The organism is Bradyrhizobium hereditatis, from assembly GCF_020329435.1.
In the GTDB taxonomy this organism is placed as follows: domain Bacteria; phylum Pseudomonadota; class Alphaproteobacteria; order Rhizobiales; family Xanthobacteraceae; genus Bradyrhizobium; species Bradyrhizobium hereditatis.
In genome coordinates this window covers 164,779-188,755 of sequence record NZ_JAGKJK010000001.1, presented here as the reverse complement: position 1 = coordinate 188,755, position 23,977 = coordinate 164,779, and the positions used below count along the sequence as shown (strand labels likewise).

Annotated in this window: 20 protein-coding genes; 11 read left to right on the top strand and 9 right to left on the bottom strand. The window is 62.9% G+C overall.

The features are described 5' to 3' along the window. Positions 1-9: 9 nt before the first annotated feature. Complete coding sequence (gene aspS, locus J6524_RS00995) at positions 10-1,785, bottom strand: aspartate--tRNA ligase (RefSeq protein WP_225668329.1); 1,776 nt, start codon at positions 1,783-1,785, stop codon at positions 10-12. A gap of 192 nt (positions 1,786-1,977) precedes the next feature. On the opposite strand from aspS, the gene J6524_RS00990 reads away from it, so the two are divergent. After that, positions 1,978-3,450, top strand: a complete 1,473-nt coding sequence (locus J6524_RS00990) for a protein adenylyltransferase SelO (RefSeq protein ID WP_225668328.1) — start codon at positions 1,978-1,980, stop codon at positions 3,448-3,450. A gap of 131 nt (positions 3,451-3,581) precedes the next feature. Here the strand turns inward: J6524_RS00990 and J6524_RS00985 are convergent, their stop codons facing one another. After that, on the bottom strand, positions 3,582-4,565 hold the full coding sequence (locus J6524_RS00985) for a VOC family protein (RefSeq protein WP_225668327.1): 984 nt from the start codon (positions 4,563-4,565) through the stop codon (positions 3,582-3,584). A gap of 140 nt (positions 4,566-4,705) precedes the next feature. Here J6524_RS00985 and J6524_RS00980 point away from each other — a divergent pair, with 140 nt between their 5' ends. From J6524_RS00980 to rnd, 5 genes are all read left to right on the top strand, one after another. Then, positions 4,706-5,497 (top strand): DNA-binding transcriptional regulator, encoded by a 792-nt coding sequence (locus J6524_RS00980; protein ID WP_225668326.1) that lies wholly within the window; start codon positions 4,706-4,708, stop codon positions 5,495-5,497. A gap of 74 nt (positions 5,498-5,571) precedes the next feature. Further along, entirely contained in the window at positions 5,572-7,110 is a 1,539-nt protein-coding gene (gene mhpA, locus J6524_RS00975; RefSeq protein ID WP_225668325.1) for a bifunctional 3-(3-hydroxy-phenyl)propionate/3-hydroxycinnamic acid hydroxylase MhpA, read from the top strand. A gap of 15 nt (positions 7,111-7,125) precedes the next feature. Continuing rightward, the gene (locus J6524_RS00970; protein ID WP_225668323.1) at positions 7,126-7,983 is read left to right on the top strand and encodes a fumarylacetoacetate hydrolase family protein; all 858 of its coding nucleotides are present in this window, start codon (positions 7,126-7,128) and stop codon (positions 7,981-7,983) included. 59 nt (positions 7,984-8,042) lie between these two features. After that, positions 8,043-9,257: an ABC transporter substrate-binding protein gene (locus J6524_RS00965; protein WP_225668322.1), complete on the top strand. Its 1,215-nt coding sequence runs from the start codon at positions 8,043-8,045 to the stop codon at positions 9,255-9,257. Between the two features lie 436 nt (positions 9,258-9,693). Continuing rightward, positions 9,694-10,842 (top strand): ribonuclease D, encoded by a 1,149-nt coding sequence (gene rnd / locus J6524_RS00960; RefSeq protein ID WP_225668320.1) that lies wholly within the window; start codon positions 9,694-9,696, stop codon positions 10,840-10,842. A gap of 46 nt (positions 10,843-10,888) precedes the next feature. Here rnd and J6524_RS00955 read toward each other — a convergent pair whose 3' ends face one another. Then, positions 10,889-12,037: an autotransporter outer membrane beta-barrel domain-containing protein gene (locus J6524_RS00955; protein WP_376711964.1), complete on the bottom strand. Its 1,149-nt coding sequence runs from the start codon at positions 12,035-12,037 to the stop codon at positions 10,889-10,891. A gap of 358 nt (positions 12,038-12,395) precedes the next feature. Here J6524_RS00955 and J6524_RS00950 point away from each other — a divergent pair, with 358 nt between their 5' ends. Beyond that, positions 12,396-12,599: a cold-shock protein gene (locus J6524_RS00950; protein ID WP_171711436.1), complete on the top strand. Its 204-nt coding sequence runs from the start codon at positions 12,396-12,398 to the stop codon at positions 12,597-12,599. A gap of 60 nt (positions 12,600-12,659) precedes the next feature. On the opposite strand, the gene J6524_RS00945 is transcribed toward J6524_RS00950, so the two are convergent. The 3 genes from J6524_RS00945 to purM all read right to left on the bottom strand — a co-directional run bounded on the left by J6524_RS00945 (position 12,660) and on the right by purM (position 15,176). Then, entirely contained in the window at positions 12,660-13,391 is a 732-nt protein-coding gene (locus tag J6524_RS00945; protein WP_225668318.1) for a glutathione S-transferase family protein, read from the bottom strand. A gap of 61 nt (positions 13,392-13,452) precedes the next feature. After that, positions 13,453-14,106: a phosphoribosylglycinamide formyltransferase gene (gene purN / locus J6524_RS00940; protein ID WP_225668316.1), complete on the bottom strand. Its 654-nt coding sequence runs from the start codon at positions 14,104-14,106 to the stop codon at positions 13,453-13,455. Further along, positions 14,103-15,176 carry a phosphoribosylformylglycinamidine cyclo-ligase gene (gene purM / locus J6524_RS00935; RefSeq protein WP_225668315.1) on the bottom strand — a complete coding sequence of 358 codons (1,074 nt, stop codon included), beginning with the start codon at positions 15,174-15,176 and terminating at the stop codon, positions 14,103-14,105. Before purM ends, purN begins: the two co-directional genes overlap by 4 nt. A 149-nt stretch (positions 15,177-15,325) precedes the next feature. On the opposite strand from purM, the gene J6524_RS00930 reads away from it, so the two are divergent. The 4 genes from J6524_RS00930 to ppx all read left to right on the top strand — a co-directional run bounded on the left by J6524_RS00930 (position 15,326) and on the right by ppx (position 20,505). Beyond that, a complete protein-coding gene (locus tag J6524_RS00930; protein ID WP_028346428.1) occupies positions 15,326-15,868 on the top strand; it encodes a CDP-alcohol phosphatidyltransferase family protein in 543 nt (180 codons plus the stop codon). A gap of 97 nt (positions 15,869-15,965) precedes the next feature. Next, the gene (locus tag J6524_RS00925) at positions 15,966-16,643 is read left to right on the top strand and encodes a P-loop NTPase family protein (protein WP_225668314.1); all 678 of its coding nucleotides are present in this window, start codon (positions 15,966-15,968) and stop codon (positions 16,641-16,643) included. A gap of 148 nt (positions 16,644-16,791) precedes the next feature. Beyond that, a complete protein-coding gene (locus J6524_RS00920; RefSeq protein WP_225668313.1) occupies positions 16,792-18,990 on the top strand; it encodes an RNA degradosome polyphosphate kinase in 2,199 nt (732 codons plus the stop codon). A 12-nt stretch (positions 18,991-19,002) separates the two neighbouring features. Continuing rightward, positions 19,003-20,505: an exopolyphosphatase gene (ppx, locus tag J6524_RS00915; RefSeq protein WP_225668312.1), complete on the top strand. Its 1,503-nt coding sequence runs from the start codon at positions 19,003-19,005 to the stop codon at positions 20,503-20,505. Between the two features lie 22 nt (positions 20,506-20,527). Here ppx and J6524_RS00910 read toward each other — a convergent pair whose 3' ends face one another. The 3 genes from J6524_RS00910 to J6524_RS00900 form a co-directional block, all read right to left on the bottom strand. Further along, positions 20,528-21,952, bottom strand: a complete 1,425-nt coding sequence (locus J6524_RS00910; RefSeq protein WP_225668311.1) for a TRAP transporter large permease — start codon at positions 21,950-21,952, stop codon at positions 20,528-20,530. Next, positions 21,949-22,512 carry a TRAP transporter small permease subunit gene (locus J6524_RS00905; RefSeq protein ID WP_225668310.1) on the bottom strand — a complete coding sequence of 188 codons (564 nt, stop codon included), beginning with the start codon at positions 22,510-22,512 and terminating at the stop codon, positions 21,949-21,951. The genes J6524_RS00910 and J6524_RS00905 overlap by 4 nt, the downstream gene beginning before the upstream one ends. Before the next feature lie 91 nt (positions 22,513-22,603). Beyond that, positions 22,604-23,710 carry a TRAP transporter substrate-binding protein gene (locus J6524_RS00900; RefSeq protein ID WP_225668308.1) on the bottom strand — a complete coding sequence of 369 codons (1,107 nt, stop codon included), beginning with the start codon at positions 23,708-23,710 and terminating at the stop codon, positions 22,604-22,606. Positions 23,711-23,977: the final 267 nt, after the last annotated feature.

Below are 23,977 nucleotides of genomic sequence, written 5' to 3'. Positions count from 1 at the left end.
GTAAGCGCTCTACCCCTTGTCGGGCAGATTGAGCCGGATGTGAAGCTCGCGGAGCTGCTTGGTCGTGACTTCCGATGGCGCGCCCATCAGGAGGTCGACGGCCTGCTGGTTCATCGGGAACAGCGAGATCTCGCGCAGGTTGGTGGTGCCGCAGAGCAGCATCACGATGCGGTCGACGCCGGCCGCCATGCCGCCATGCGGCGGCGCGCCGTACTGGAACGCGCGATACATGCCGCCGAAACGCTCGACGACATCCTTCTCGCCATAGCCCGCGATCTCGAACGCCTTCACCATCGCTTCTGGCTTATGGTTGCGGATACCGCCCGAGGCGATCTCGTAACCGTTGCAGGTGATGTCGTACTGGAACGCCTTGATGGTCAGCGGGTCCTGCGTCTGCAGCGCGTCGAGGCCGCCCTGTGGCATCGAGAACGGGTTGTGCGAGAAGTCGACCTTCTTGTCTTCCTCGTTGTACTCGTACATCGGGAAGTCGACGATCCAGGCGAGCTCGAACCGGTCCTTGTCGACCAGGTTCAATTCCTCCGCCACCTTGGTGCGGGCGAGGCCTGAGAACTTCCAGAACTTTTCCGGATCGCCCGCGACGAAGAAGGCGGCATCGCCCTCCTTCATGCCGAGCTGATCGCGGATCGCAGCCGTCCGCTCTGCACCGATGTTGTTGGCAAGCGGGCCCGCGCCCTCGCCGCCCTCGCGCCACATGATGTAGCCGAGGCCGGGCTGGCCTTCGCCCTGCGCCCACGAGTTCATGCGATCGCAGAACGCGCGCGATCCACCGCCCTTGCCCGGGATTGCCCAGACCTGGTTCTTCGTATCTTCCAGCATCCGCGCGAACACCTTGAAGCCGGAGCCGCGGAAGTGCTCTGAGACATCCTGCATTACAATCGGGTTGCGCAGGTCCGGCTTGTCGGTGCCGTATTTACGCAGGGCTTCCGCAAACGGAATCCGCGGCCAGCCTTTGGTGACCGGCTTGCCCTTGGCAAATTCCTCGAACACGCCGGTGACAACCGGCTCCATCGCCGCAAACACATCCTCCTGCGTGACGAAGCTCATCTCGACATCGAGCTGATAAAACTCGCCCGGCAGGCGGTCGGCGCGCGGGTCCTCGTCGCGGAAGCAAGGTGCGATCTGGAAGTAGCGGTCGAAGCCCGACATCATCAGGAGCTGCTTATATTGCTGCGGCGCCTGCGGAAGCGCGTAGAACTTGCCGGGGTGGATGCGCGACGGCACCAGGAAGTCGCGCGCGCCCTCCGGCGAGGACGCCGTCAGGATCGGGGTCTGGAACTCGAAGAACCCCTGCTCCTTCATCCGCCGGCGCATGGAATCCACGATGGCGCCGCGGGTCATGATGTTCTGGTGCAGCTTCTCGCGACGGAGATCGAGGAAGCGGTACTTAAGCCTGATGTCTTCAGGATATTCCTGCTCGCCGAAGACCGGCAGTGGCAGCTCGGCGGCCGGACCGAGTACCTCGATCTCGCTGACGTAAACCTCGACCTTGCCGGTCGGCAGTTCCGGATTGTCGGTGCCATCGGGACGCCGGCGCACCTTGCCGTCGATCCGCACCACCCATTCCGAGCGGAACTTTTCAACTTCCTTGAACGCCGGCGAGTCCGGGTCTGCCACGCATTGGGTAATACCGTAATGGTCGCGCAGATCGATGAACAGCACGCCGCCATGGTCGCGGATGCGATGGCACCAGCCGGAAAGACGGGCGATTTGCCCGATGTCGCTCTCACGGAGCGCGCCGCATGTATGTGACCGGTAGCGATGCATGGAAGTCCCAAAAAACAGATGTCGGAGGTGAGAATCGGGGGCCAAAGCCCGCGCGAATTGCGGGAGGGTTTACCCGACGCCGAAGGGGGCGGCAACCAATGGCGGGCCCAGTTTTGTGCTCCGGACGCGAGATTTCCGGCCCCTGGGGCCCGATCCGTTTGCCTATTCGGGGAGCGCGCCTATCTCTAGGCCATGACCATCCATTTTCCGTTCCAGAACACCTATTCGGCCCTGCCGGCGAACTTTTTCGCGCGGGTGGCGCCGACGCCCGTCGCCAGCCCCCGGCTGATCAAGCTGAACCGGGCCCTGGCCATCCATCTCGGGCTCGATCCCGACGTGCTGGATAGCCCGGAAGGAGCGGAAATCCTTGCTGGAAAGCGCCTTCCGGAGGGCGCCGATCCAATCGCCATGGCCTATGCCGGCCACCAGTTCGGGCAATTCGTGCCCCAGCTTGGCGACGGCCGAGCTATCCTGCTTGGCGAAGTGATCGACAAGGACGGCGTCCGCCGCGACATCCAGCTCAAGGGCAGCGGCCCGACCCCGTTCTCGCGCCGGGGCGACGGCCGCGCCGCACTGGGTCCAGTCCTGCGCGAATACATCGTCAGCGAGGCGATGTTCGCGCTCGGCATCCCCACCACGCGCTCGCTTGCCGCTGTCATCACGGGCGAAAGCGTCATGCGCGAGACGATGCTACCGGGCGCGGTGCTCACGCGCATCGCCGCAAGCCATGTCCGCGTCGGCACCTTCCAGTTCTTCGCCGCGCGCGGCGACACCGACGGCGTGCGCGCCCTCGCCGACCATGTCATCGCCAGGCACTATCCCGACGTGGCGAAGGCCGAGCGCCCCTATCACGCTCTGCTCGAAGGCGTGGTCGCCCGCCAGGCGGATCTCGTCGCCCGCTGGCTTCTGGTCGGCTTTGTCCATGGCGTCATGAACACCGACAACACTTCGATCTCGGGCGAGACCATCGACTACGGTCCCTGCGCCTTCATGGACGAATACAACCCGGCGCAAGTGTTCTCTTCGATCGACGAGCTCGGCCGCTACGCCTATGGTAACCAGCCGAGGATTGCGTTGTGGAACCTGACGCGGTTCGCCGAATGCCTGCTGCGGCTGTTCTCCGATGATCAGGAGAAGGCGATCGAACAAGCGCAGTTCATCCTCGGCGAATTCGCCGACAAATTCACCGCCGCCTATCAGGCGGGCCTGCGCAAGAAGATCGGCCTGTTCACCACACAGGATGGCGACGAAGCGCTGATCCAGGATCTGCTTGATGCGATGGCGAAGAACCAGGCCGACTTCACCCTCACCTTCCGCCGTCTTTCCGATGCCGCCGGCGATGGCGCCGACGGCAAGGTCAGGGATCAGTTCACCGATCCCGCAGCCTTCGACGAATGGGCGACGCGGTGGCGAAAGCGTATCGCCGACGAGCCGCAGTCATCCACCGAGCGTCAGGCCGCGATGCGCGCGGTCAATCCGGCTTTCATCCCGCGCAACCATCGCATCGAAGCCGTGATCGCGGCCGCCGTGAATGACGATTACGCGCCGTTCGAGGGAATGCTGACGGTGCTGTCGAAGCCGTATGAGGATCAGCCGGAGTTTGCGGCCTACGCCGATCCGCCGCTGCCAGATCAGCGCGTGCTGCGCACGTTCTGCGGGACGTAAAGCCGCGGATCTATCCCCGTCATTGCGAGCGAAGCGAAAGCAATCCATTGCCACCTCATGCGCGGAAAGATCGATTGCCGCGCTTCGCTCGCAATGAGTTCGTGAGAGTTCAACGCTCCGTTCGCTGCCCCTCACTCGCGCGCAATCGCCGCGTCGAACCACGCGCAATTCAACGCTGCTACGTTCGGATCCGGCGCGCGGATGCCGCGCGCGGCTGCGGAAAGCCGCATGTCCCGCATCTTCGTGCGCTGCTCCTGCGGCATATGCAGGCGCTCATGCCCCCAGAGCGAAGGGCCATCGAACGTCTCGTGCGGCTGCCAGCTTGCGGGATCGATCACCCGACCCGCCCAGCCATATTCGACGAAGAAGCCCGAGGGCGTGTTGACGTAGAACGACGTCATATGATCGTTGGTGTGGCGGCCGAGCGTATAGGCAATGCGCCCCTCCTCGAGCTGCGCCAGATCGTACCCCTGGCCGACATCGTCGAGCTGGCCCACTTCGAGCATGAAATGATGTAGCGCCCGGCGCCCCGCGCCCACCATGGCAAAGCTGTGGTGCCTTCCGTTCACGTGAAAGAAATAGAGCTTGTACGGCTTCAGGCCAAAGTCAGAAACCTTAAAGCCCAACAGATCGCGATAGAATGGCAGCAATGGCTCGACGTTCTCGACGCTGAGGACCACGTGTCCCATGCCGAGCGCACCCGTCCGGAAGCCTGAGATCGGCCGTCCGGGCTTGAAGGGGGTCGAGGCCAGCGCTGGCTTGCAAAACGCTTCGAGCGGATTGCCTTCCGGATCACGAAACGAGATCAGTTCCTCGACGTGTCGCTCGCCGGCGAGCGCCCGCGACCCGCGCGTCACCTCGATACCATGATCGTCGAGCCGGCCTGCCAGACGATCGAGTTCGGCGCAGGTTGCAACCTCCCAACCCATCGCGGTCAGCCCGGCGTCGCCGCCACCATCGATGATCAGCCGCTGCTTGCGGTCATCCATCCGAAAGGCGCGCACAAGGCCGCCGCGGTCAACCTGCTCCATTCCGAGCAGGCCGGTGGCCATCCGGCCCCACATGTCCAACTGCGAGGACTGTATCCCGATATAGCCCAAGGCGGTAATTTCCATGTCAGTTCCTTCTCGGGATCGCTGCGACAATACTTGCTGGCTACCGACCCTGCGAACGCGTGGTGTAAAGTGCGCATCCCGCCAAATCGCCGGGCCGATGCTGAGGCGACGGGCTGGGCAGCACAAGGGAGGTTTCGCAAGTGTCCAAGGAGCGGACGCGATCAGGAAAACCGCGGCGGTCGGAGGGCGTGCGCGCCTTCAAGCGCGGTCTCGATGTGCTGCACGAAGTCAACCGCTCGGGGGGAATCCGGGCGGGCGACGTCGCACGTCAGCTTAACCTGCCGCGGCCCACGGTCTACCGTCTGCTCGAAACCCTCGAAGAGCTTGGCTATGTCGCACGCAGCGCCAGCGACGACCGTTTCAGGGTGACGCGGCGCGCCAGCAGCCTTGGCGACGGACATGATCCCGGCGTCGTGATCTGCCAGGCCGCCGCGCCCTACCTCGCCGAGCTCAGCAAGCGCCTGGTCTGGCCCGTCGATCTGTCGACCTATGAGAATGCTGCGATGGTGATCCAGGAGACCACCCACCCGCGCAGCCCGCTATCGATTGACCGGGGCATGATCGGCAAGCGGCTGCCGATGCTGCGAACTTCCGCTGGACGCGCCTATCTCGCCGCCTGCCCGGCGGCGGAACGCGACGTTATCCTCCATCATCTGCGGCGCATCGACGATGCGGAGGACCGGCCGTTTCTCGACGAGGCCTATCTTGCCCGGATAATCAAGGAGACGATGCAGCGCGGCTATGCCGTGCGCAATGAGGGTGAGTTCAACGCAAAAACATCGAGCATCGCTGTCCCCGTGGTCCGTGGCGGCATCGTCCTTGGCTGCATCTCCATCATCTGGATCAGGTCGGCGCTTTCGCTCAATGAGGCGGTCGCCGGTTTCGTCGAACCGATGCAATCGGCCGCCGCCGAGATTCCAGTCACAGCCTGATCCAGGGCGTCCGCTCCGCGGACAGTCTTGCCGTGGACGTTGAAGCGCCGCCCCGGCTGCGAACAGATGGCGCGATGAACGTTCGCAGCGCCCATACGCCTTCCTTCGACGTCGCCGTGGTCGGCCTTGGACCTGTCGGATCGACGCTGGCCAACCTGCTCGGCCTGTGCGGCGTCAACACGCTGGTCCTCGAACGCGAGGCGCAGGCCTATCATTTGCCGCGCGCCGTCCATTTCGATGACGAGGCGATGCGTGTCTTTCAGACCATCGGGCTGAGCGATGCCGTGCTGCCTCACGTCATCCTCAGCCCGGGCATGCGGTTCGTCGACACCGATGGCCGCCTGATGCTCGATTGGCCGCGGCCGGCCGAAATCACCCCGATGGGCTGGCATCTGAGCTATCGCTTCCATCAGCCGGACCTCGAAAACGTGCTGAATGATGGCCTGCGGCGCTGGCCGCATGTCGTCGTCCGCAACCGGTGTGACGTGTTTGCCGTCGACCAAGATGAGCATGGCGTCCACGTCAGATATGAGGACCTCAGCACCGGTCGGCTCGCGGAAACGTGCGTCCGCTACGTGGTCGGCTGTGATGGCGCCCGATCGCTGGTACGTCGCTTCATGGGATCGCCGATGGACGATCTCGGCTTCCATGAAAGGTGGCTCGTCGTCGATGCCCTGCTCAAGTGCGATCGTCCTGATCTCGGAAATCACAGCATCCAGTTCTGCAATCCGAAGCGTCCCGCCACCTATGTCAGAGGGACCGGCAACCGCCGGCGCTGGGAAATTACGGTCCTTCCGGATGAGCAGACGCAGGCAGTCACACAACCGGAACAGATCTGGCAGTTGCTCGCGCCCTGGATCTCGCCTGATGATGCCGAAATCGAACGGGCGGCGGTCTACACCTTCCACTCGACGATCGCAAAGCATTGGCGCAATGGCCGGCTGTTCATCGCCGGCGATTCGGCGCATCAAACGCCTCCGTTCCTCGGACAGGGCATGTGCGCGGGCATCCGTGATGCCGCCAACCTTGCATGGAAGCTGCATGCCGTTCTCCGCGGCGGCGCCGAGGCGGGCCTGCTTGACAGCTATGAAAACGAGCGATCGCCGCATGTTCGGGAGTTCATCGAACTCGCGATCCGTCTCGGCGGCCTCATCAACACCAAGGCGATGGAGGCTGGGCTTGCAACGGGCCAGCCGCGCGACAACGCCGCCGCCAAGCTGGACGTCCAAAAGCCGCTGCTGGGTCCCGGACTTGCGGCCGGGCATATGGCTCTTGCTGGCAGACCTGCGCCGCAATTCTTCCTTCCCGATGGACGGCGCAGCGACGACCATGTCGGATATCGCTACTGCCTGTTCGCCGATTCCAATTTCCTGGCGGGTCTGTCCCAGGGTGCGCGCACCACACTGATCAATGCCGACATCACCGTCATCCGCAGCGGCGAAGCGGCTGGTCTCGATCAATGGCTTCTTCAGCAGGATGTCCAAGCAGTGATGGTGAGGCCCGACCGCTACGTGCTCGGCGCGGCGCGGTCCGAAAACGACTTCGCTGCCCTGCTAGCCGCCGTCCAATCGCCTGCCGTTACGCCGATGACGGCGGAGTCCTCACTTGCATAACCATTGGGAGCTACGATGAAGTTGTTGTCATTTACTGCGAACGGGCGCCCGAGCTACGGGGTTCTGGCGAATGGCGGCGTCGTCGATCTCGGCCGCCGTTTTGCGCCGGAAGGCATCGCGACTCTTCGCGACTTCATCGCAAGCGGGCGGCTGCCGGATGCAGCACGGCTGGTAACATCAGCGCAGGCTGACCATGACCTCGACGAGCTCAGCTTTGCGCCCGTCATTTCCGATCCGGGCAAGATCATCTGCGTCGGCCTGAACTACCGCGATCATGTCGAAGAAACTGGCAGGACCGTCACGGAAAGGCCGGCCCTGTTCGCGCGCTTCCCGTGCAGCCACGTCGGACACCTGCAGCCCCTCGTGAAACCGAAAGTAAGCGACGATTTCGACTACGAGGGCGAACTGGCGGTTATCATCGGAGTGGCAGGCCGACACATTGCCCCTGCCCACGCGCTTCGGCATGTCGCCGGTTATGGCTGTTACAACGAGGGAAGCGTGCGCGACTGGCAGCGCCACACCAGCCAGTTTCTCGCGGGCAAGTCGTTCGCGGAAAGCGGTAGCTTTGGGCCGTGGATGGTGACGTCTGACGAAATTCCCGATCCCGCAAAGCTCACGCTGCAAACGCGGCTCAACGGCGTGGTGGTGCAAGACACCACCACCGACCTTCTCATCACCCCCGTACCCGAGCTAATCGCCTACATCTCCACCATCTGCCCCCTCGCTCCGGGCGATGTGATCGTGACGGGAACGCCGGGCGGCGTCGGCGCCAAACGCACACCACCCTTGTGGATGCGTCCCGGCGACACCGTCGAGGTCGAGATCAGCGGCATCGGCATCCTCCGTAACACGGTTGTCGCGGAAGCGGCGTGACCGACAAACGCCGACGCACCCCCGGCGAAAACCAAACAAAAACCGACTGGAGAAACGACGTGGGCCATATCAACACATCGGCAACGACCATTGGACTGCTCGCCATCATTCTCGCCGCATCGTCGGCGCTGGCCGAGATCAAGGGCGATGCTGTTCGCATCGGGGTTCTCACCGATATGAACGGCGTGTTCGCAACCGCGATGAGCGCCGGATCGGTCGAGGCCGCGCGAATGGCGGCGGAAGAATTCGGCGGCAAGATCAACGGCAAGCCGATCGAGATCTTGCAGGCCGACCATCAGAACAAGCCTGACATTGCGACATCGCTGGCACGAAAATGGTTCGAGCGTGACGGCGTCCAGGCGATCGCCGACGGCGGCAGTTCTGGCTCGGCGCTAGCGGTCCAGGAACTGGTGCGGGCGAATGGAAAGATCTTCCTGATTTCCGGCGCCGGCGCCAACCAACTCACTGACGAGGCCTGCGCGCCGACCAGCGTGCAATGGACTCAGGACGCCTATTCGACGGCCACGGCCGTGGTGTCAGGCATCATGCAGACTAGCAAGGAGCCATGGTTCTTCATCACCGGCGACTACGCGTTCGGACATTCGATCGAAGCAACGGCGCGGGCCAGGATCGCCGAACTTGGCGGCAAAGTTGCCGGCAGCGTCAAGGCGCAGCTCGGTACGCCCGACTACAGCTCCTTCCCGTTGCAGGCGCAGGCATCGGGCGCGAAAATACTGGCGATCAACGTCGCCGGCGACAATGCGACCGCCATCAAGCAGGCCGAGGAATTCGGGCTGGCCAGCCAAGGCATCAAGATCGTGCCGATGTCATTCCAGAACGTCGACATCCAGGCGATCGGGCTCAAAGCGACCAAAGGCGATCTCATCGTGACCAGTTTCTTCGAGGATTTATCCCCGGCGGCGCGGCGTTTCTCTGACGCCTTCTTCGCCCGCAGGAACGCAATGCCCTCGCAGATCCAGGCAGGCGTCTACTCCGCCGTTCGCCATTATCTGCAGGCAGTGAAGGACACCGACAGCGATGATGGCGCGACTGTCATGGCTAAGATGAAGGCGACGCCGGTGTCGGACGCTTACACGCCGAACGGCAGGATCCGCGAGGACCAGCGCATGGTGCACGACCTCTATCTCGTTCAGGTCAAGTCACCGGAGGAATCGAAACGCCCATGGGATTTCGTCAAGCTCGTCGCAACGATCCCTCCGCACCATGCCTTCCGACCACTCGACCGCAGTAGGTGCAGTCTGGTTGGCAAGTAGCGGGGCGGAGATTGTAGGGGCCGTTAACTCAACTCCTTAAGCGCCCATCCACCATGCGCAAATGCACGTCGGCCCCGGCTCCTAGAATTAAGAAATGGTCAACGCGCTCCGCACAAGTCTAACGGTTTACCGGGGAGAATTGCCGTGAACGCCTTTGCCTTCGCATTCATGGGAATGGTGATGATTGCTCTCTGTCTCGCGGTGCTAGCGATCCCGTCGGGCCGGCGCCGGTCGCGGCACGTCCGCTAGGAGTAACCTGTTTTTCTCACCCGGCCGCCGCCCGACCGCCGGAACAGCTTGTCAGACGTCGCCCAGCCCCGGTTGGGACGCAAAAAAGCCGTGTTCAGGCTCAAATGCAGGGCTCAAATCCTCCGCGACACCCTTGACATATCAGCGTTTTCGGCAGAACGCCTGTCCGACGCGTCATGGATTGTTCATGGATCTGATCACTACCACTTCCGACCTCGCAGCTGCCTGCTCCCGGCTCGCCCAGCACAAGGTTATCACCGTCGACACCGAGTTCCTGCGGGAGACGACCTACTACCCCCTGCTCTGCGTCGTGCAGATGGCAAGCCCGGACGAGGCCGTCGTCATCGACACGCTGGCGCCCGGCATCGACCTCAAGCCGTTCTTCGAACTGATGGGAAACGAGGCGGTGCTGAAGGTGTTTCACGCCGCGCGTCAGGACATCGAGATCGTCTGGCACCAATCCGGTACCATTCCGCACCCGATCTTCGATACGCAGGTCGCAGCCATGGTGCTCGGCTATGGCGACAGCATCGCCTATGACCAACTCGTCGAGCGCGTCACCGGTCACCGGCCGGACAAGACCCACCGCTTCACCGACTGGTCGCGCCGGCCGCTGACGCCCGAGCAGATGCACTACGCGATCTCCGACGTCACCCATTTGCGCGATGTCTTCGCAGCGCTCGACGCCGACCTGAAGAAGCGCGGTCGCAGCGACTGGGTCAGTGAGGAGATGGAAGTCCTGACCTCGCCGAGGACCTATGATTTCCATCCGGAGCGCGCCTGGGAGCGGCTCAAGACGCGGGTGCGCAAACCGAAGGAGCTTGCCGTGCTGATGGAAGTCGCGGCGTGGCGCGAGCAGGAAGCGCAAAGCCGCGACGTGCCGCGCTCGCGCGTATTGAAGGACGATGCGGTCGGCGATATCGCGACTCACGCCCCGACATCGCTGGAGCGTCTCGCCAGCCTGCGCTCGCTGCCGAAGGGCTTTGACCGCTCGAAATGGGGCAGCGACATCATCGCCGCCGTGCAGCGCGGGCTCGCCCGCGATCCCCACAAGCTGCCGAAGATCGAAAAGCCACGCGGCAATTCCAATGGTGCTGCGACCGTCGAGCTGCTGAAAGTGCTGCTGCGGATGACCTCAGAGCGCCATGCCGTTGCCAGCAAGGTGATCGCGACCGTCGACGATCTCGACCAGATCGCCGCCGACGATCATGCCGACGTTCCCGCCCTGCACGGCTGGCGCCGCGAATTGTTCGGCGAAGCCGCCATTGCGCTGAAGCACGGCCGGCTGGCGCTCGCGATCGAGAAAGGCCGCGTCGTCAGGGTCGACCGGACATAGGCCGTCCCTTACCTCTCCGTGCAAGAGCGGAGCGAGGAAGAGGCCGCTACCACTTCAATTCCAGTCCCAGCGTGCCCTGATGCGACTGCATCGCGGCGCGGAATTTGGCGTCGTAATTGACGTAGAGCCGCGCCGTGTTGGTGAGGCTCAGCGACGCGGAGGCGCCGGCATCGGCGCCATAGCGGCTCTCGCCGATGCCCTGCAGGGTCAGGCTCTGGCCGCCGAGACTGACCGTGATATCGGAGAAATTTTGCACGAGATTGTCGACGAACTTGCCGTAGCCCGACAGGTCCAAAATCTTGCCGTCGAATATCCAGTAGTGACCGATCTCCGCGCCGATCAGCAGCCGCCCGCGCTGCACGGTCGCGCCCGTCGCGGACACCGGATCGAGGCCGCCGATCTCCTGCAGCGCCCCGGTCTGGGCGCGGACATATTCGAACGCGGCCTTGGGCACAATGCGGCCCTGATCCTTGGACCAGTAATAGCTGATCTCGCTGAGCACACCGTCGAGCCGCGCGTTGTATCCGGCGGTCGCTATCCCCAAGCCAGTATCGCGGCGCGAATGGATGTTGCCGAAGCCGTGCACCACCGCGCTCGCCCACGTCCACGGCCCACTATCGACGGAGGCCGTAAAGCCAACTTGTGTCAGGTCGATCGTCGCCGATTGCAGCGCCAGCGGAATATCGATCGCGGAGCGGCTCTGGTCGACCGAGAAGCCGACATTGATGCCCGGCGCGACCCGCGCGCCGATACCAGCCACGCCGCCCCAGGTCTTTCTGCTATCGCCGACGAAATCGCCGACAGCGCCGTTCTTGGTCGAATTCCCATATGCTTCGAACCAGGTCCGGTAGCGCGGCGCTTCGACACTCTCGGACGCGCCGCCGCCGCCCGGATTGGTCCGCTGCAGGCGGTTGAAACCGTTGCTCGACTGATTGCCCAGCCGCTCCAGGAAATTGCTGCCGAGGTTTGTCAGCGCTGCGCCTGATGAGACCGTCGAATTGATTACCGTCGGAGTTGGGCTCGGCGTCGGCGAAGGCGTGGGCGTCGGCGTGGGTGTAGGTATCGGCGATTGTGCGTGCGCGGCGGACATGACGGCCATGAGGACGAATGCAATCGCGGCCAGACGCGCCAGCGCACGCCCGGTTCCGGTTTCTAATGCTCGCGAGGACCGCCGTGAGCCGCGCATGCAATCCATTCCAAAGGGCGAAGCGCCAGGGCGAAAAAATGCGCAAATGCCGATAATCCGCAACGATTTGCCCCCAGTTCGTGCAAGGGTCAATCGGCGCGGCGCCGAATACGCGCTAATGTGGTCCGGCTGCCACAGCCCGCGAGACCAGGACGATTTGCAACAGTCAGCCAAAACCTTGCGAATGTCCAAATTTCGTGTTGCAATCCGCGGTGCAATCGGATTCAGGCCGTTCGACTGTGCGTTTCGCGAGCAGGAAATCTAGCAGCTATCGGGAAGCCCGTTTGTGGCGTGGCACGTGGAAAACGTGGCCGCGTCTTTTTTTGTCCGGACTATCTAAGTCCAAACTTGGAGACAGGCGATGGCGATGCACAAGGGCACCGTCAAGTGGTTCAACCCCACCAAGGGGTATGGGTTCATCAAGCCGGCGGTCGGCGAGAAGGACGTGTTCGTCCACATCTCGGCCGTCGAGCGTGCGGGACTCACCACTCTCAACGAAAACCAGCACATCGAGTACGACCTTGTCGAAAATCGCGGAAAGACTTCCGCGGAAAACCTCAAGGTCACCTAGACCACAACACCTTGAACCCCCGGCCCCGCCGGGGGGTTTTCTTTGCGCGCTGCCCTGGACTCACGCCGCCGCTTGGCAACCCGCGATCTCCTGGAGTTCCGGATAGAATCGCGCGGTCATGCGGCCGACATAGCGCCGCAAATTGGCGTGGCTTGCGGCCGCCCGCTGCAGATCCGATTCGAACAGCGGACAAATCGCACTGACCGCAAACGCGAACATCGTGGCGTCGATGCCAGCCGGCGTAGTGCCCATGAAGAACGGCTTGTCGCCGAGATAGGCCGCCATCGCATCGATCGAGCGGATTCCGATCGCGGTGATCTCGTCGGCGGAGTGGCGGCCCAGCCCCTGGCCGTGCAGCGTTTTGCGCAGACGGCGGCGGATCATCGCGACAACCACGGGCCGCACCAGCGCGGGCACGTCCTTGAAGAAATTGACCGGCCCTTTGCGGAAATTGTCGTCAATCATCCAGCGGAAGTAGACGCTGGCCCAGTAGAGATTGTCCTCCGCCATTTTCTCGAACGCCCAGGAGATGGCGAGTTGCTCGGCGGAAAGACCCTGATCGAAATCGATGCCGTATTTCTTCTCGAGGTGCCAGCGGATCAGCGTGGAATCGCCCAGCAACTGGCCGTCGTCCTCGATATAGGGAATCTTGCCTTTGGGCGCCTTCGAAAAGCTCATCATCGCTTTTTCGAACGGCAGTTTCGACATCCGCAACAAGGTCTCGGCCTTGGTCACGAACGGGCTTGCGTCGGGAAGGCCGAAATTCGGCCCGGAGCCATAGAGCGTGATCATGGAACCTCGATGGATTTGTGCCGCGCGCGCGTCAGCCGCACGACTTCGCACGCGGATAATATCAGATCGTCCGGGGCGAAATCAGGGTGCCGTCGCGGTCGGCGCTGTCAGCGATCCTGCAGAGATCGCCTTCAAGGCGAAGCCTGCCGCTCGCCAAGAGGCGCAGCGCCTCGGGATAGATCCGATGCTCGATGCCGAGGATGCGCTGCGACAGCGTCTCGGCGGTGTCGTCATCGGCCACCGTGACCGCGCCCTGCATCACGATCGGACCGGCGTCGGTTTCGGGAATGACGAAATGCACCGTCGCGCCCGAGATCTTCACGCCGGCCTTTAACGCCTGGCCGTGCGGATCGAGCCCCGGAAAGGACGGCAGCAGCGAGGGATGGATGTTGAGCATCTTCCCGTACCAGTGCTGAACGAATTCGGCGGTGAACAGCCGCATGAACCCGCCCAGGCAAATCAGCTCAACGTTTTCCTCCTCCAGCGCACGCTGCAGGACGGCTTCGAAGCCCGCGCGGTCCTTGCCGAACGGCTTGCTCTCGATCACCTTGGTCTTGATACCGCTCGCGGCCGCCTTCTCCAGCCCGGCTGCATCGGCCCGATTGGAAATGACGGCGACGATCTCGGCTGGAAAATCCGCAGCCTTCGCCGCGTCGATCAACGCGGCCATGTTCGATCCGCGCCCCGAGATCAGGATGGCGACGCGACGCTTCATTGCGCGAGATCGAGATGACCGTTGTAGACCACGCGATGTTCGCCCGCGACCGGGACCACTTCGCCGAGCAGCGTGACGGTCTCGCCGCTTTCGGTCAAAACTTCCGTCACCTTCTCGATCGCATCCGGCCTGACGATGGCGACCATGCCGATGCCGCAGTTGAAGGTGCGCAGCAATTCGAGCTCGGCGATGCCGCCCTGCTCGGCCAGCCATTTGAACACCGGCAACACCGGCAGCCGCGCCAGATCAATGCCGACGCCGAGATGCTTGGGCAGCACGCGCGGAATGTTGTCGGTGAAGCCGCCGCCGGTGATGTGGGCGAGGCCCTTGATCGCGCCGGTCTCGCGAATCGCGCGCAGGCAGGACTTCACATAGAGCCGCGTCGGCGTCAGCAGCGCGCCGCCCAGTGTCATGACCGGCGAGAACGGCGCCGGCGCGTCGAACGCCACGCGGGATTGTTCGACGATCTTGCGGACCAGCGAGAAGCCGTTGGAGTGAACGCCCGATGAGGCCAGCCCAATCACGGCGTCGCCCACGGCGATGTCGGCGCTCGGCAGCAGCGTGCCGCGCTCGGCCGCCCCCACCGCAAAGCCCGCCAGATCGTAATCGCCGTCCTTGTAGAGGCCCGGCATTTCCGCGGTCTCGCCGCCAATCAGGGCGCAGCCGGATTCGCGGCAGCCTTCAGCGACACCGGCCACGATGGCCGCAGCGGCCTCCGGATCGAGCTTGCCGCAGGCAAAATAGTCCAGGAAAAACAAGGGTTCCGCCCCCTGCACGACGAGGTCATTGACCGACATTGCCACCAGGTCAATGCCGATGCCGCCATGCAGGCCGGTTTCGATGGCGATCTTGACCTTGGTGCCGACACCGTCGGTCGCCGCCACCAGGACAGGGTCCTTGAAACCCGCCGCCTTGAGGTCGAACAGGCCGCCGAAACCGCCGATTTCGGCGTCGGCGCCGGGTCGGGCGGTAGCGCGCACCATCGGCTTGATGAGATCAACCAGGCGATTGCCTGCGTCGATATCAACACCCGAATCGGCGTAAGTGAGCCCGTTTTTGCGGTCGTTCATGGCCAAATTCCAGTATGATGACCGCTGGTTACGAGGAATTCGGCGATCCTGCAATGGCTCGCAAGCGCTTGGCGCATATACTATGTAGATAAGAACCGGCAGAACCCGCCAGGGGCCGGATCTAGGCCGGGAGCCGGGAAGCGACCGAGTTGAGCATTCCGAATATCATTACGCTGGGCCGCATCATTCTGGTGCCGGTCATCGTCTGGGCGATCGTTTCCAGCCAGATGGAAATCGCCTTTGCGATTTTCGTCATTGCCGGGGTCAGCGACGCCGTCGACGGCTTTCTCGCCAAGCGGTTCAACATGTCGAGCGAGCTCGGCGCCCTGCTCGACCCCCTCGCCGACAAGGCGCTCTTGGTTTCGATCTTCGTCGCGCTCGGCATCTGGGGCGCGGTGCCGCGCTGGCTCGTCATCCTCGTGGTGTCGCGCGACATCATGATCGTCACGGCCGTGATCGTCTCATGGCTGTTCGACAAGCCCATTCCGATGAAACCGCTGATGGTGTCAAAGCTCAACACGGTGGCACAGGTGGCATTCGCCGCGCTGGTGCTGGCTTCGCTCGGTTTCAATTTCAAGCCGGCGCCTTATGACGTGATCCTGATGGGATTCGTTACGGTCTTTACTCTTGTTTCCGTCTCGCTCTATCTCGTCGAGTGGGTGCGGCACATGAGCACGATCGAAGCGCGCTAGCTTCTTCTTTGTTTTGACGCGTTTTCTTCACGCGAACCGGTAGCCATTTCGCTTGAAAACGCTATGAATGCCCTGGAATCCCGGCCTGGAGACTTGCGTGGCAGTTCGCGTTCAACCTCGTCAGCTTGCCTTTGCATTGCCCCATGCGGAGAGTCTGACCCGCGACAATTTCCTGGAAGGGCCGGCCAATGAGGCCGCGCTGTCGCTGATCGAAAGCTGGCCGGACTGGCCGAACCGCATCATGCTGCTGGTCGGACCGGAAGGCTCCGGCAAGAGTCATCTCGCCGCGATCTGGGCCGAACAGGCCGGTGCGCGCTCGACTTCGGCGCATGCGCTTGACGCCACCGCCGTCCCCGGCGCGCTCGCCACCGGAGCACTTGTGGTCGAGGACCTGAGGCCCGCCGATTTCGACGAGCGCGCGATGTTTCATCTCCTGAACTTGGCGCGGGAGGATGCGGCCTACATTCTGATCACTGCACGCGTTCCGCCGTCGGCGTACGAGATCGAACTCCGCGATCTCCGCTCTCGCCTGCGCGCCTTGCCCATGGTGTCGCTGTCGCCGCCCGACGACCTCTTGTTCCGCGGCCTGATCGTCAAATTCTGCGCCGATCGCCAACTGAGCATCGACGAGACTGTCGTGAGCTATCTCGCCACCCGGATCGAGCGGTCCTATGCCGCCGCCCGCCAGGCGGTCGAGCTCCTCGACACCGAGGCGCTACGGCTCGGCCGTCCCGTGACCCGGGCGTTGGCCGCGGAACTTCTGCGCAACGCCTGAGTAACCCTTGCGGTGCTGCCTCCTGCCGCCTTGACGCCGGCCGCGGGCGGAACATCAATGTCATTGAAACGACATCCGAATATCACATGTTCTGGGCCGTTTCCCCTTAAGGTCTGCCCCACCCTTGCCCGAGATGGATCAAAGCCTCATGGAATCGGCACAAGTCCTTGAACTAAAAGAAAAAGAAGCCTCTGCCGAGACTATTCCCGCGATCGCTGACAGCCCGGAGCGCTTCATTAACCGGGAGCTGTCCTGGCTGCATTTCAACCGTCGTGTGCTCGAGGAATCCGTCAACACGGGCCATCCTGTGCTGGAGCGGGTCCGGTTCCTGTCGATTTCTGCCAATAACCTTGATGAGTTCTTCATGGTCCGCGTCGCCGGTATCAAGGCGCAGGTCCGTGAGGGCATTGCCGAGCGCAGCCCGGATGGCCTGACGCCCGCCGAGCAGCTTGCCCTGATCAACAAGACGGTTTCGGAACTCGCCTCCGACCAGCAGGCGATCTGGCGCGACCTGCGCACCATCCTGTCGGACGCCGGCATCATGCTGGTCGACGGTCACGATTTCACCAAGGCGGAGCGGAGCTGGCTCGAGGATCACTTCCTCCACAGCATCTTCCCGCTGCTGACACCGCTGGCGATCGATCCCGCGCACCCCTTCCCGTTCATCCCGAGCCTCGGCTTCACCATCGCCCTGCAATTGCTGCGCACCTCGGACGGCAAGGCGATGAACGCGCTGATCCGCATGCCCAGCAAGATCGACCGCTTCATCCGCATGCCCGCGGGCAAGGATGGCGCCGTGCACTTGATCCCGCTGGAGCAGGCCACCGGCCTGTTCATCGGCCGCCTGTTTCCCGGCTACACGGTCAAGGGCCAGGGCGCGTTCCGCATCATCAGGGATTCCGAACTTGAAATCGAGGAAGAGGCCGAAGATCTGGTCCGCCTGTTCGAGACCGCATTGAAGCGTCGCCGGCGCGGTTCGGTGATTCGGCTCGAGATGGAAGCCAAGATGCCGGAAGAGCTGCGTGCCTTCGTGCAGCAGGCGCTTTCGGCGGCCGACGACGAAGTGTTTCTGGTCGATGGCGTGCTGGCGATGAACGAGCTCTCACAGCTCACGCGGCTCGACCGGCCCGACCTTGAATTCATGCCCTATGTGCCACGCCACCCCGAGCGGGTGCGCGATCATGGCGGCGACATCTTCGCCGCGATCCGGCAGAAGGACCTGATCGTCCATCATCCCTACGAATCCTTCGACGTCGTCGTGCAGTTCCTGCAGCAGGCGGCGCGCGATCCCGATGTCGTCGCCATCAAGCAGACGCTCTACCGAACCTCGAACAACTCGCCGATCGTGCGCGCCCTCGCCGAGGCCGCGGAGGCCGGCAAGTCGGTGACTGCGCTGATCGAGCTGAAGGCGCGGTTCGATGAGGAAGCCAATATCCGCTGGGCGCGCGACCTCGAACGCGCCGGCGTGCAAGTCGTGTACGGCTTCCTCGAACTGAAGACCCACGCCAAGCTGTCGATGGTGGTGCGGCGCGAGGGCGGTAGCCTGACGACCTATGTGCATACCGGCACCGGCAACTATCATCCGGTCACTGCGCGCATCTATACCGACCTGTCCTATTTCACCTCCGACCCCATCATCGGCCGTGATGCCGCGCGTGTCTTCAACTACATCACCGGCTACGCCGAGCCGAGCGACATCGAACGGATGGCCGTGTCGCCGCTGACGCTGCGCAAGCGCATCATCGAACACATCAAGGGCGAGATAAATCACGCGCGGCACGGCAAGCCTGGCGCAATCTGGATGAAGATGAACTCGCTGGTCGATCCTGATGTCATCGACGCGCTTTACGAGGCTTCGCAGGCCGGCGTGTCGGTTGAACTCGTGGTGCGCGGCATCTGCTGCTTGCGGCCGGGCATTCCGGGACTTTCCGAGAATATCCGAGTCAAATCAATTATCGGCCGCTTCCTGGAGCATGGCCGAATCTACTGCTTTGGTATGGGTCAGGGCCTGCCCGGCCCGAAAGCGGCTGTGTATATCTCGTCCGCCGACATGATGCCGCGAAACCTCGACCGCCGCGTCGAAGTCCTCTGTCCATTGCAAAATCCCACGGTACATCAGCAGGTTCTCGAACAGATCATGGTCGCGAACCTGAAGGACAACGAGCAGAGCTGGCAGTTATTGCCGGATGGATCGTCAACGCGTATGAAGGCCGCGAAAGGCGAAGAGCCCTTCAACCTGCACAACTATTTCATGACGAATCCGAGTCTGTCAGGCCGTGGAAAGTCTCTCAAGGAATCCTCGCCGCGCCGCCTCACGCGCCGTACCGAGCGTCAACCATCACCATAAGGGGCCGCGGCCGTGAAGCGGCCGCGCAAGCGCGCTTCCAGCGTCGCCGTCATCGACATCGGTTCGAACTCGGTTCGTCTCGTCGTCTATGAGACGATGGCGCGCAGCCTCGTCACCATCTTCAACGAAAAGGCGCTGTGCGGGCTCGGCCGCGAAGTGCAGAGCACCGGTCTGCTGGCCGAGGATGCCGTCACCAAGGCGCTGACGGCGCTCCGGCGATTCCGGGCGCTATGCCGCATCCAGCAGGTGGGACGCGTCTTCGCGATCGCCACCGCCGCCTGCCGCGACGCCAAAAACGGTCCCGACTTCATCGCGAAAGCCGAGCGCATCTGCGGCGCGCGCATTCAAATCCTGTCGGGTCCTCGCGAGGCGAAGCTTTCCGCGCTTGGCGTCGTCTCAGGCATTCATAATCCCGACGGCATTGTCGGCGACCTCGGCGGCGGCTCGCTCGAACTGATCGACGTGAAGAAAAACCGCGTCCATAGCGGCGTCACGCTGCCGCTCGGAAGCCTCGCGCTGCAGGATCTGTCGCACAAATCCTTGAAGCGCGCCGAGCGCATCGTTGGCGACGCGCTGTCCGACGTTCCGCAGCTCAAGGCCGGCCATGGCCGCACCTTCTATGCGGTCGGCGGCACCTGGCGCGCACTGGCGCGTATCCACATCGTGCAGAGCGGCTATCCGCTGCGCGTGATGCACGGCTATTCGATCCCTGCCGCCGACGCACTCGATTTCGCCCGGCGCTTGCGCCGGCTGGCAGCCGCCAACATGCTCGCCGACATTGAAGTCGTCGCGGACGCGCGGCGGCCACTCCTGACCTACGCGGCGCTGGTGCTCGAATACATCATCCGCGTCGGCCAGCCGAAGACAATCGTGTTCTCGACCTTCGGCGTGCGCGAAGGCCTGCTCTATGAGATGCTGCCGCCGCAGGAGCGCTCCAAGGACGGTTTCATCTGCGCCGCGCAAACGCTCAACGGATTATTGTCGCGCTCCGCACGTCATGCCGAGGAACTGGTCGACTGGACCGATCGGCTGGTGCGGGTCGTGAAGCTGCGCGAAACCGACGAGGATCGTCGGCTGCGCCATGCCGCCTGCCTGCTCTCTGACATCGGCTGGCGCGTGCATCCCGACCATCGCGGCGAGGAAACGCTCAGCCTCATCACTAACGGTAATTTCGGCTCGATCAGCCATCAGGGCCGCGCCTTCGTCGCGCTGTCGGTGTTTTATCGCTACGCTGGTCTCAGCGAAGAGAATGAACCGCCGGAGCGCATCCGCGGTTTGGTGCCGCCGGCGATGGATGAACGCGCCCGCATCCTCGGCGCGGCGTTCCGCGTCGCGCATCTGATTTCGGCCGCGCGGACCGGTGTGCTGCCCGCGACGCATTTCCGAACCGGCAGCCGCAAGCTGATGCTGGTGTTCGAGCATCGCATGGTCGATCTCGTCGCCGACCGGGTCGGCAGCCGTTTCAAGCAACTGGCGCGGCTGGTCGGCCGCGCCGGCTCGATCGTGCGGAAGTAAGGGCCTAGCCCCGACCGCCCGGCTACTTCTTTTTCGGTGTCAGCCAGTCTTCGTCTTCCAGGGACGGTGCCCGCTTCTGCTGTTCCAGGATTTTCCTGTGCTCCTCCGGGATAACCTGACTACGCGATGCTTCGTGCAGCGTATGCGGGAACCAGGTCGCAATGCCGGGGAAGGCGATCATCAGCCCAACGCAGATCACCTGCAGGATCATGAACTGGAACATGCCGGCGTAAATCGTCGCGAGACTCCAGCCCTTGACCACCTGCTTGAGATAATACGCTGACATGGCGACCGGCGGCGACAGGAAGGCGGTCTGCAGCACCACCGCGACCAACGCTCCGAACCATATGAGGTCGATGCCCATGCCCTTCACGACAGGATAGAAGATCGGCAGGAACACCAGAATGATGGCTGGCCACTCAAACGGCCAACCCAGCAGGAAAATGAGAATGAGCACGACAATCAGCATGAGGCTGGGCGGCAACTGGAGGCCGAGCATCGTCTCGGTGATCCAGTTCGCCGAGCCGAGGCGGGCAAACACCGCGCCGAATATGTTCGAGGTCACCGCCAGCAGCAGGACCATGCTCGACGTCGCCATCGTCGAGATCAGCGCTCGTTGCAGTCCGCTGAGCGAGAACCTGCCATATGCGATCGCCAGTATCAGCGCGCCGACGCTGCCGATGCCGGCGGCCTCCGTCGGCGTCGCAAGCCCCCCGATGATCGAGCCCAGCGTCGCCGTGATGAGCCCCAGCAGCGGCAGCGTGCCGACGACCACCTCTTGCGCGATGTACCCCGCTGAGTAGATCCGCTCGTCCATTGGCACCGGCGGCCCGAGTTTCGGGTTCATGAAGGCACGGCCCATCAGATAGACGATGTAGAGGCCGGCCAGCAGGAATCCCGGCCCGAAGGCTGCAGCATAGAGGTCGGCGACCGACACCCCGAGCACCGGCCCCATCACGATCAGCATGACCGACGGGGGAATGAGAATGCCAAGCGTGCCGCCCGCAGTGATGGTGCCCGCTGAAAGCTTGGCGTCGTAACCCGCCTTCGTCATGATCGGCGAGGCCATAATGCCCAGAACGGTGACGGCTGCTCCGACGATGCCCGTCGCCATCGCGAACACGGTCGAGGTCAGGATGACGACAAGGAAAAGTGCGCCGCGCACCGGCGCAAGCAGCATGCGGAACGCCCTGAAAAGGCGCTCCATGAGTCCCGCCTGCTCGGTGATGAAGCCCATGAAGATGAACAGCGGCACCGCGGCCAGCAGCTCCTCCTTCATCAGACCGATGGTCTGGAAGTAGGCAAGGTCAAAGACCGTCGCGCCCATGCCAAGGTAGCCGAACGCAAAGGCGAGAAATAGCAGCGTGAACGAGATCGGCACGCCGATGAAGATCGCTCCGAGCAGCACCAGAAGCATGATGAGGCCGATGAGCGCTTCTGCGGTCATATCTCGACCTTCTCCTTGTGCTCGAGCTCGACGCCGGTGCGCAGCATGTAGATGCTCTTGATCAGCTCGGACACGCCCTGGATCAGCAGCAAAAGGCAGGCGAACGGCACGACGAACTTGAACGGCCACAGCACCGGTCGCCACGGTGTCTGGTCTGACATCTCGTTGATCTGCCAGGAGTAGTGAAACTCGTTCCAGCTGATCACCAACAGCATGATCAGGCTTGGGAAGAAGAAAACGATATAGGAGATCGTGTCGATCAAGCCCTTCCTGCGGATGGAGAACTTCTCCCAGAAGAAGTCGGTGCGGATGTGAGCGCCCTTGTGCAGCGCGTAAGCGGCGCCGAGCATGAACAGTGAACCGTAGAGCATGTAGGTAGCGTCGTAGGCCCATATAGTCGGCGCGTTGAACAGGTAGCGCGCGCCAACCTCGTAGGCGACGGCCAGAACCAGCGGCACCGCCAGCCACGAAATGATCGTGCCGGTCCGATCCGTGAAGCCGTCAATGATCCGGATTATGGCCAGCAGCGCCGGCGACTGCCTTTCTGTTATCTCAGCCATCCCTTCCCTACCGCCGATCGTTCGTGCGGCGCGACGCAGGCCGGCCGCGTGCGAAAGGAGGGCGGCCGAACCGGCCGCCCTCGGACGAAGCCTATTTCTCGACCGGGAAGTAGTAGTTCGCCATGAAGGAGTACGGCGGGAAATAGGACCGCTTGTACGGCACCACAGCGCTGGCATAGGCCTTCTGCGAGTCGTGTACCTTCCTGAAGAACGGGTTCTTAGCGCTCTCGGCCGCCGCGATCTCGTCCCACTTCTTGATGAAAGCCAGCAGGATTTCGGTCGGCGTGCGCAGGATCTGTACGCCGTGCTTCTGCTGCATCTCAATCAGCGCATCGGCGTTCTGGCGCTGCCACTTGGTCCACCAGACGAGGAATGTCTCGTTGGCTGCCGACTTGATGATCTCCTGATGCTGCGGGCTGAGCTCCTTCCACACGTCGCCGTTGATCACGATTTCGCCGACCGTCACGTTCTCATGCAAGCCGGGCGAATAATGATATTTCCAGACGTTGTGGAAGCCGAGCTGCATGTCCTCGATGCCGCCGACCCATTCCGCGCAATCGATCACGCCGCGCTGCGCGGAGGGAATGATTTCGCCGCCCGGCATGTTGACCACGGTAAAGCCGAGCGCCTGCCACACTTCGCCGGCCATGCCGGTCTGGCGGCATTTCATGCCCTTCATGTCCTCAACCGTCTGGATCGGCTTCTTGAACCAGCCGAACGCCTGCGGTCCTGCAGGCAGGATGGGGAACACGACCACGTTGAGCTTGAGCTCTTTTTGATAGAACTCGTTGTAAAGATCGAGGCCGCCGCCGTGATAGAACCAGCCCATCACGTCCATGAAGTCCATGCCGAAAGTGCCGCCGGGACCGCCGGTGAACAGGATCGCGGTCTTGTTCTTGCCCGTCCAGTAGCCGGCCCACGCATGCGATCCGTCGAGCACTTTCTTGTGGGTCGCGTCCAGCACCTCGAACGCCGGTACGACCTGGCCGGCGGGCATCGCTTCGATTTTCAAGCTGCCGGCCGATAGCTTGTTCACCCGCTCGGCGAAGTAGGTGAAGTTGTCATAGAGCGTGAGCGACGCCGGCCATGAGGCCTGCATCTTCAGCACTTTCGTCTGAGCCATGACTGCAGTGGTGGATCCGACAAACGCCGATGCCATCAGGGCAGCGACGATTAACCCCGGAAACAAACGTTTCATGAGCCATCTCCTCCCTTGGACGACGTGACCGCGGCGATCGCTTTTCTTCGTTTTTCTTAGCCGCCTAGCCTTGAAACCACGTCTGCCACCATCCTGCCACCATCGCGCCGAGTTGTCATCTTGCTTTCTGACCACAGCATTTGGCGCTGCTGTTGCACCGCACGATCTTCTGTCTACGTCAGCACGTAGAGCGTGCGACGAAAAACCTAGGAGGGAAAACCTTGGACGATGTGTTTCTGCAGCCCGGCAGAGCGGGCCCTCGATTGC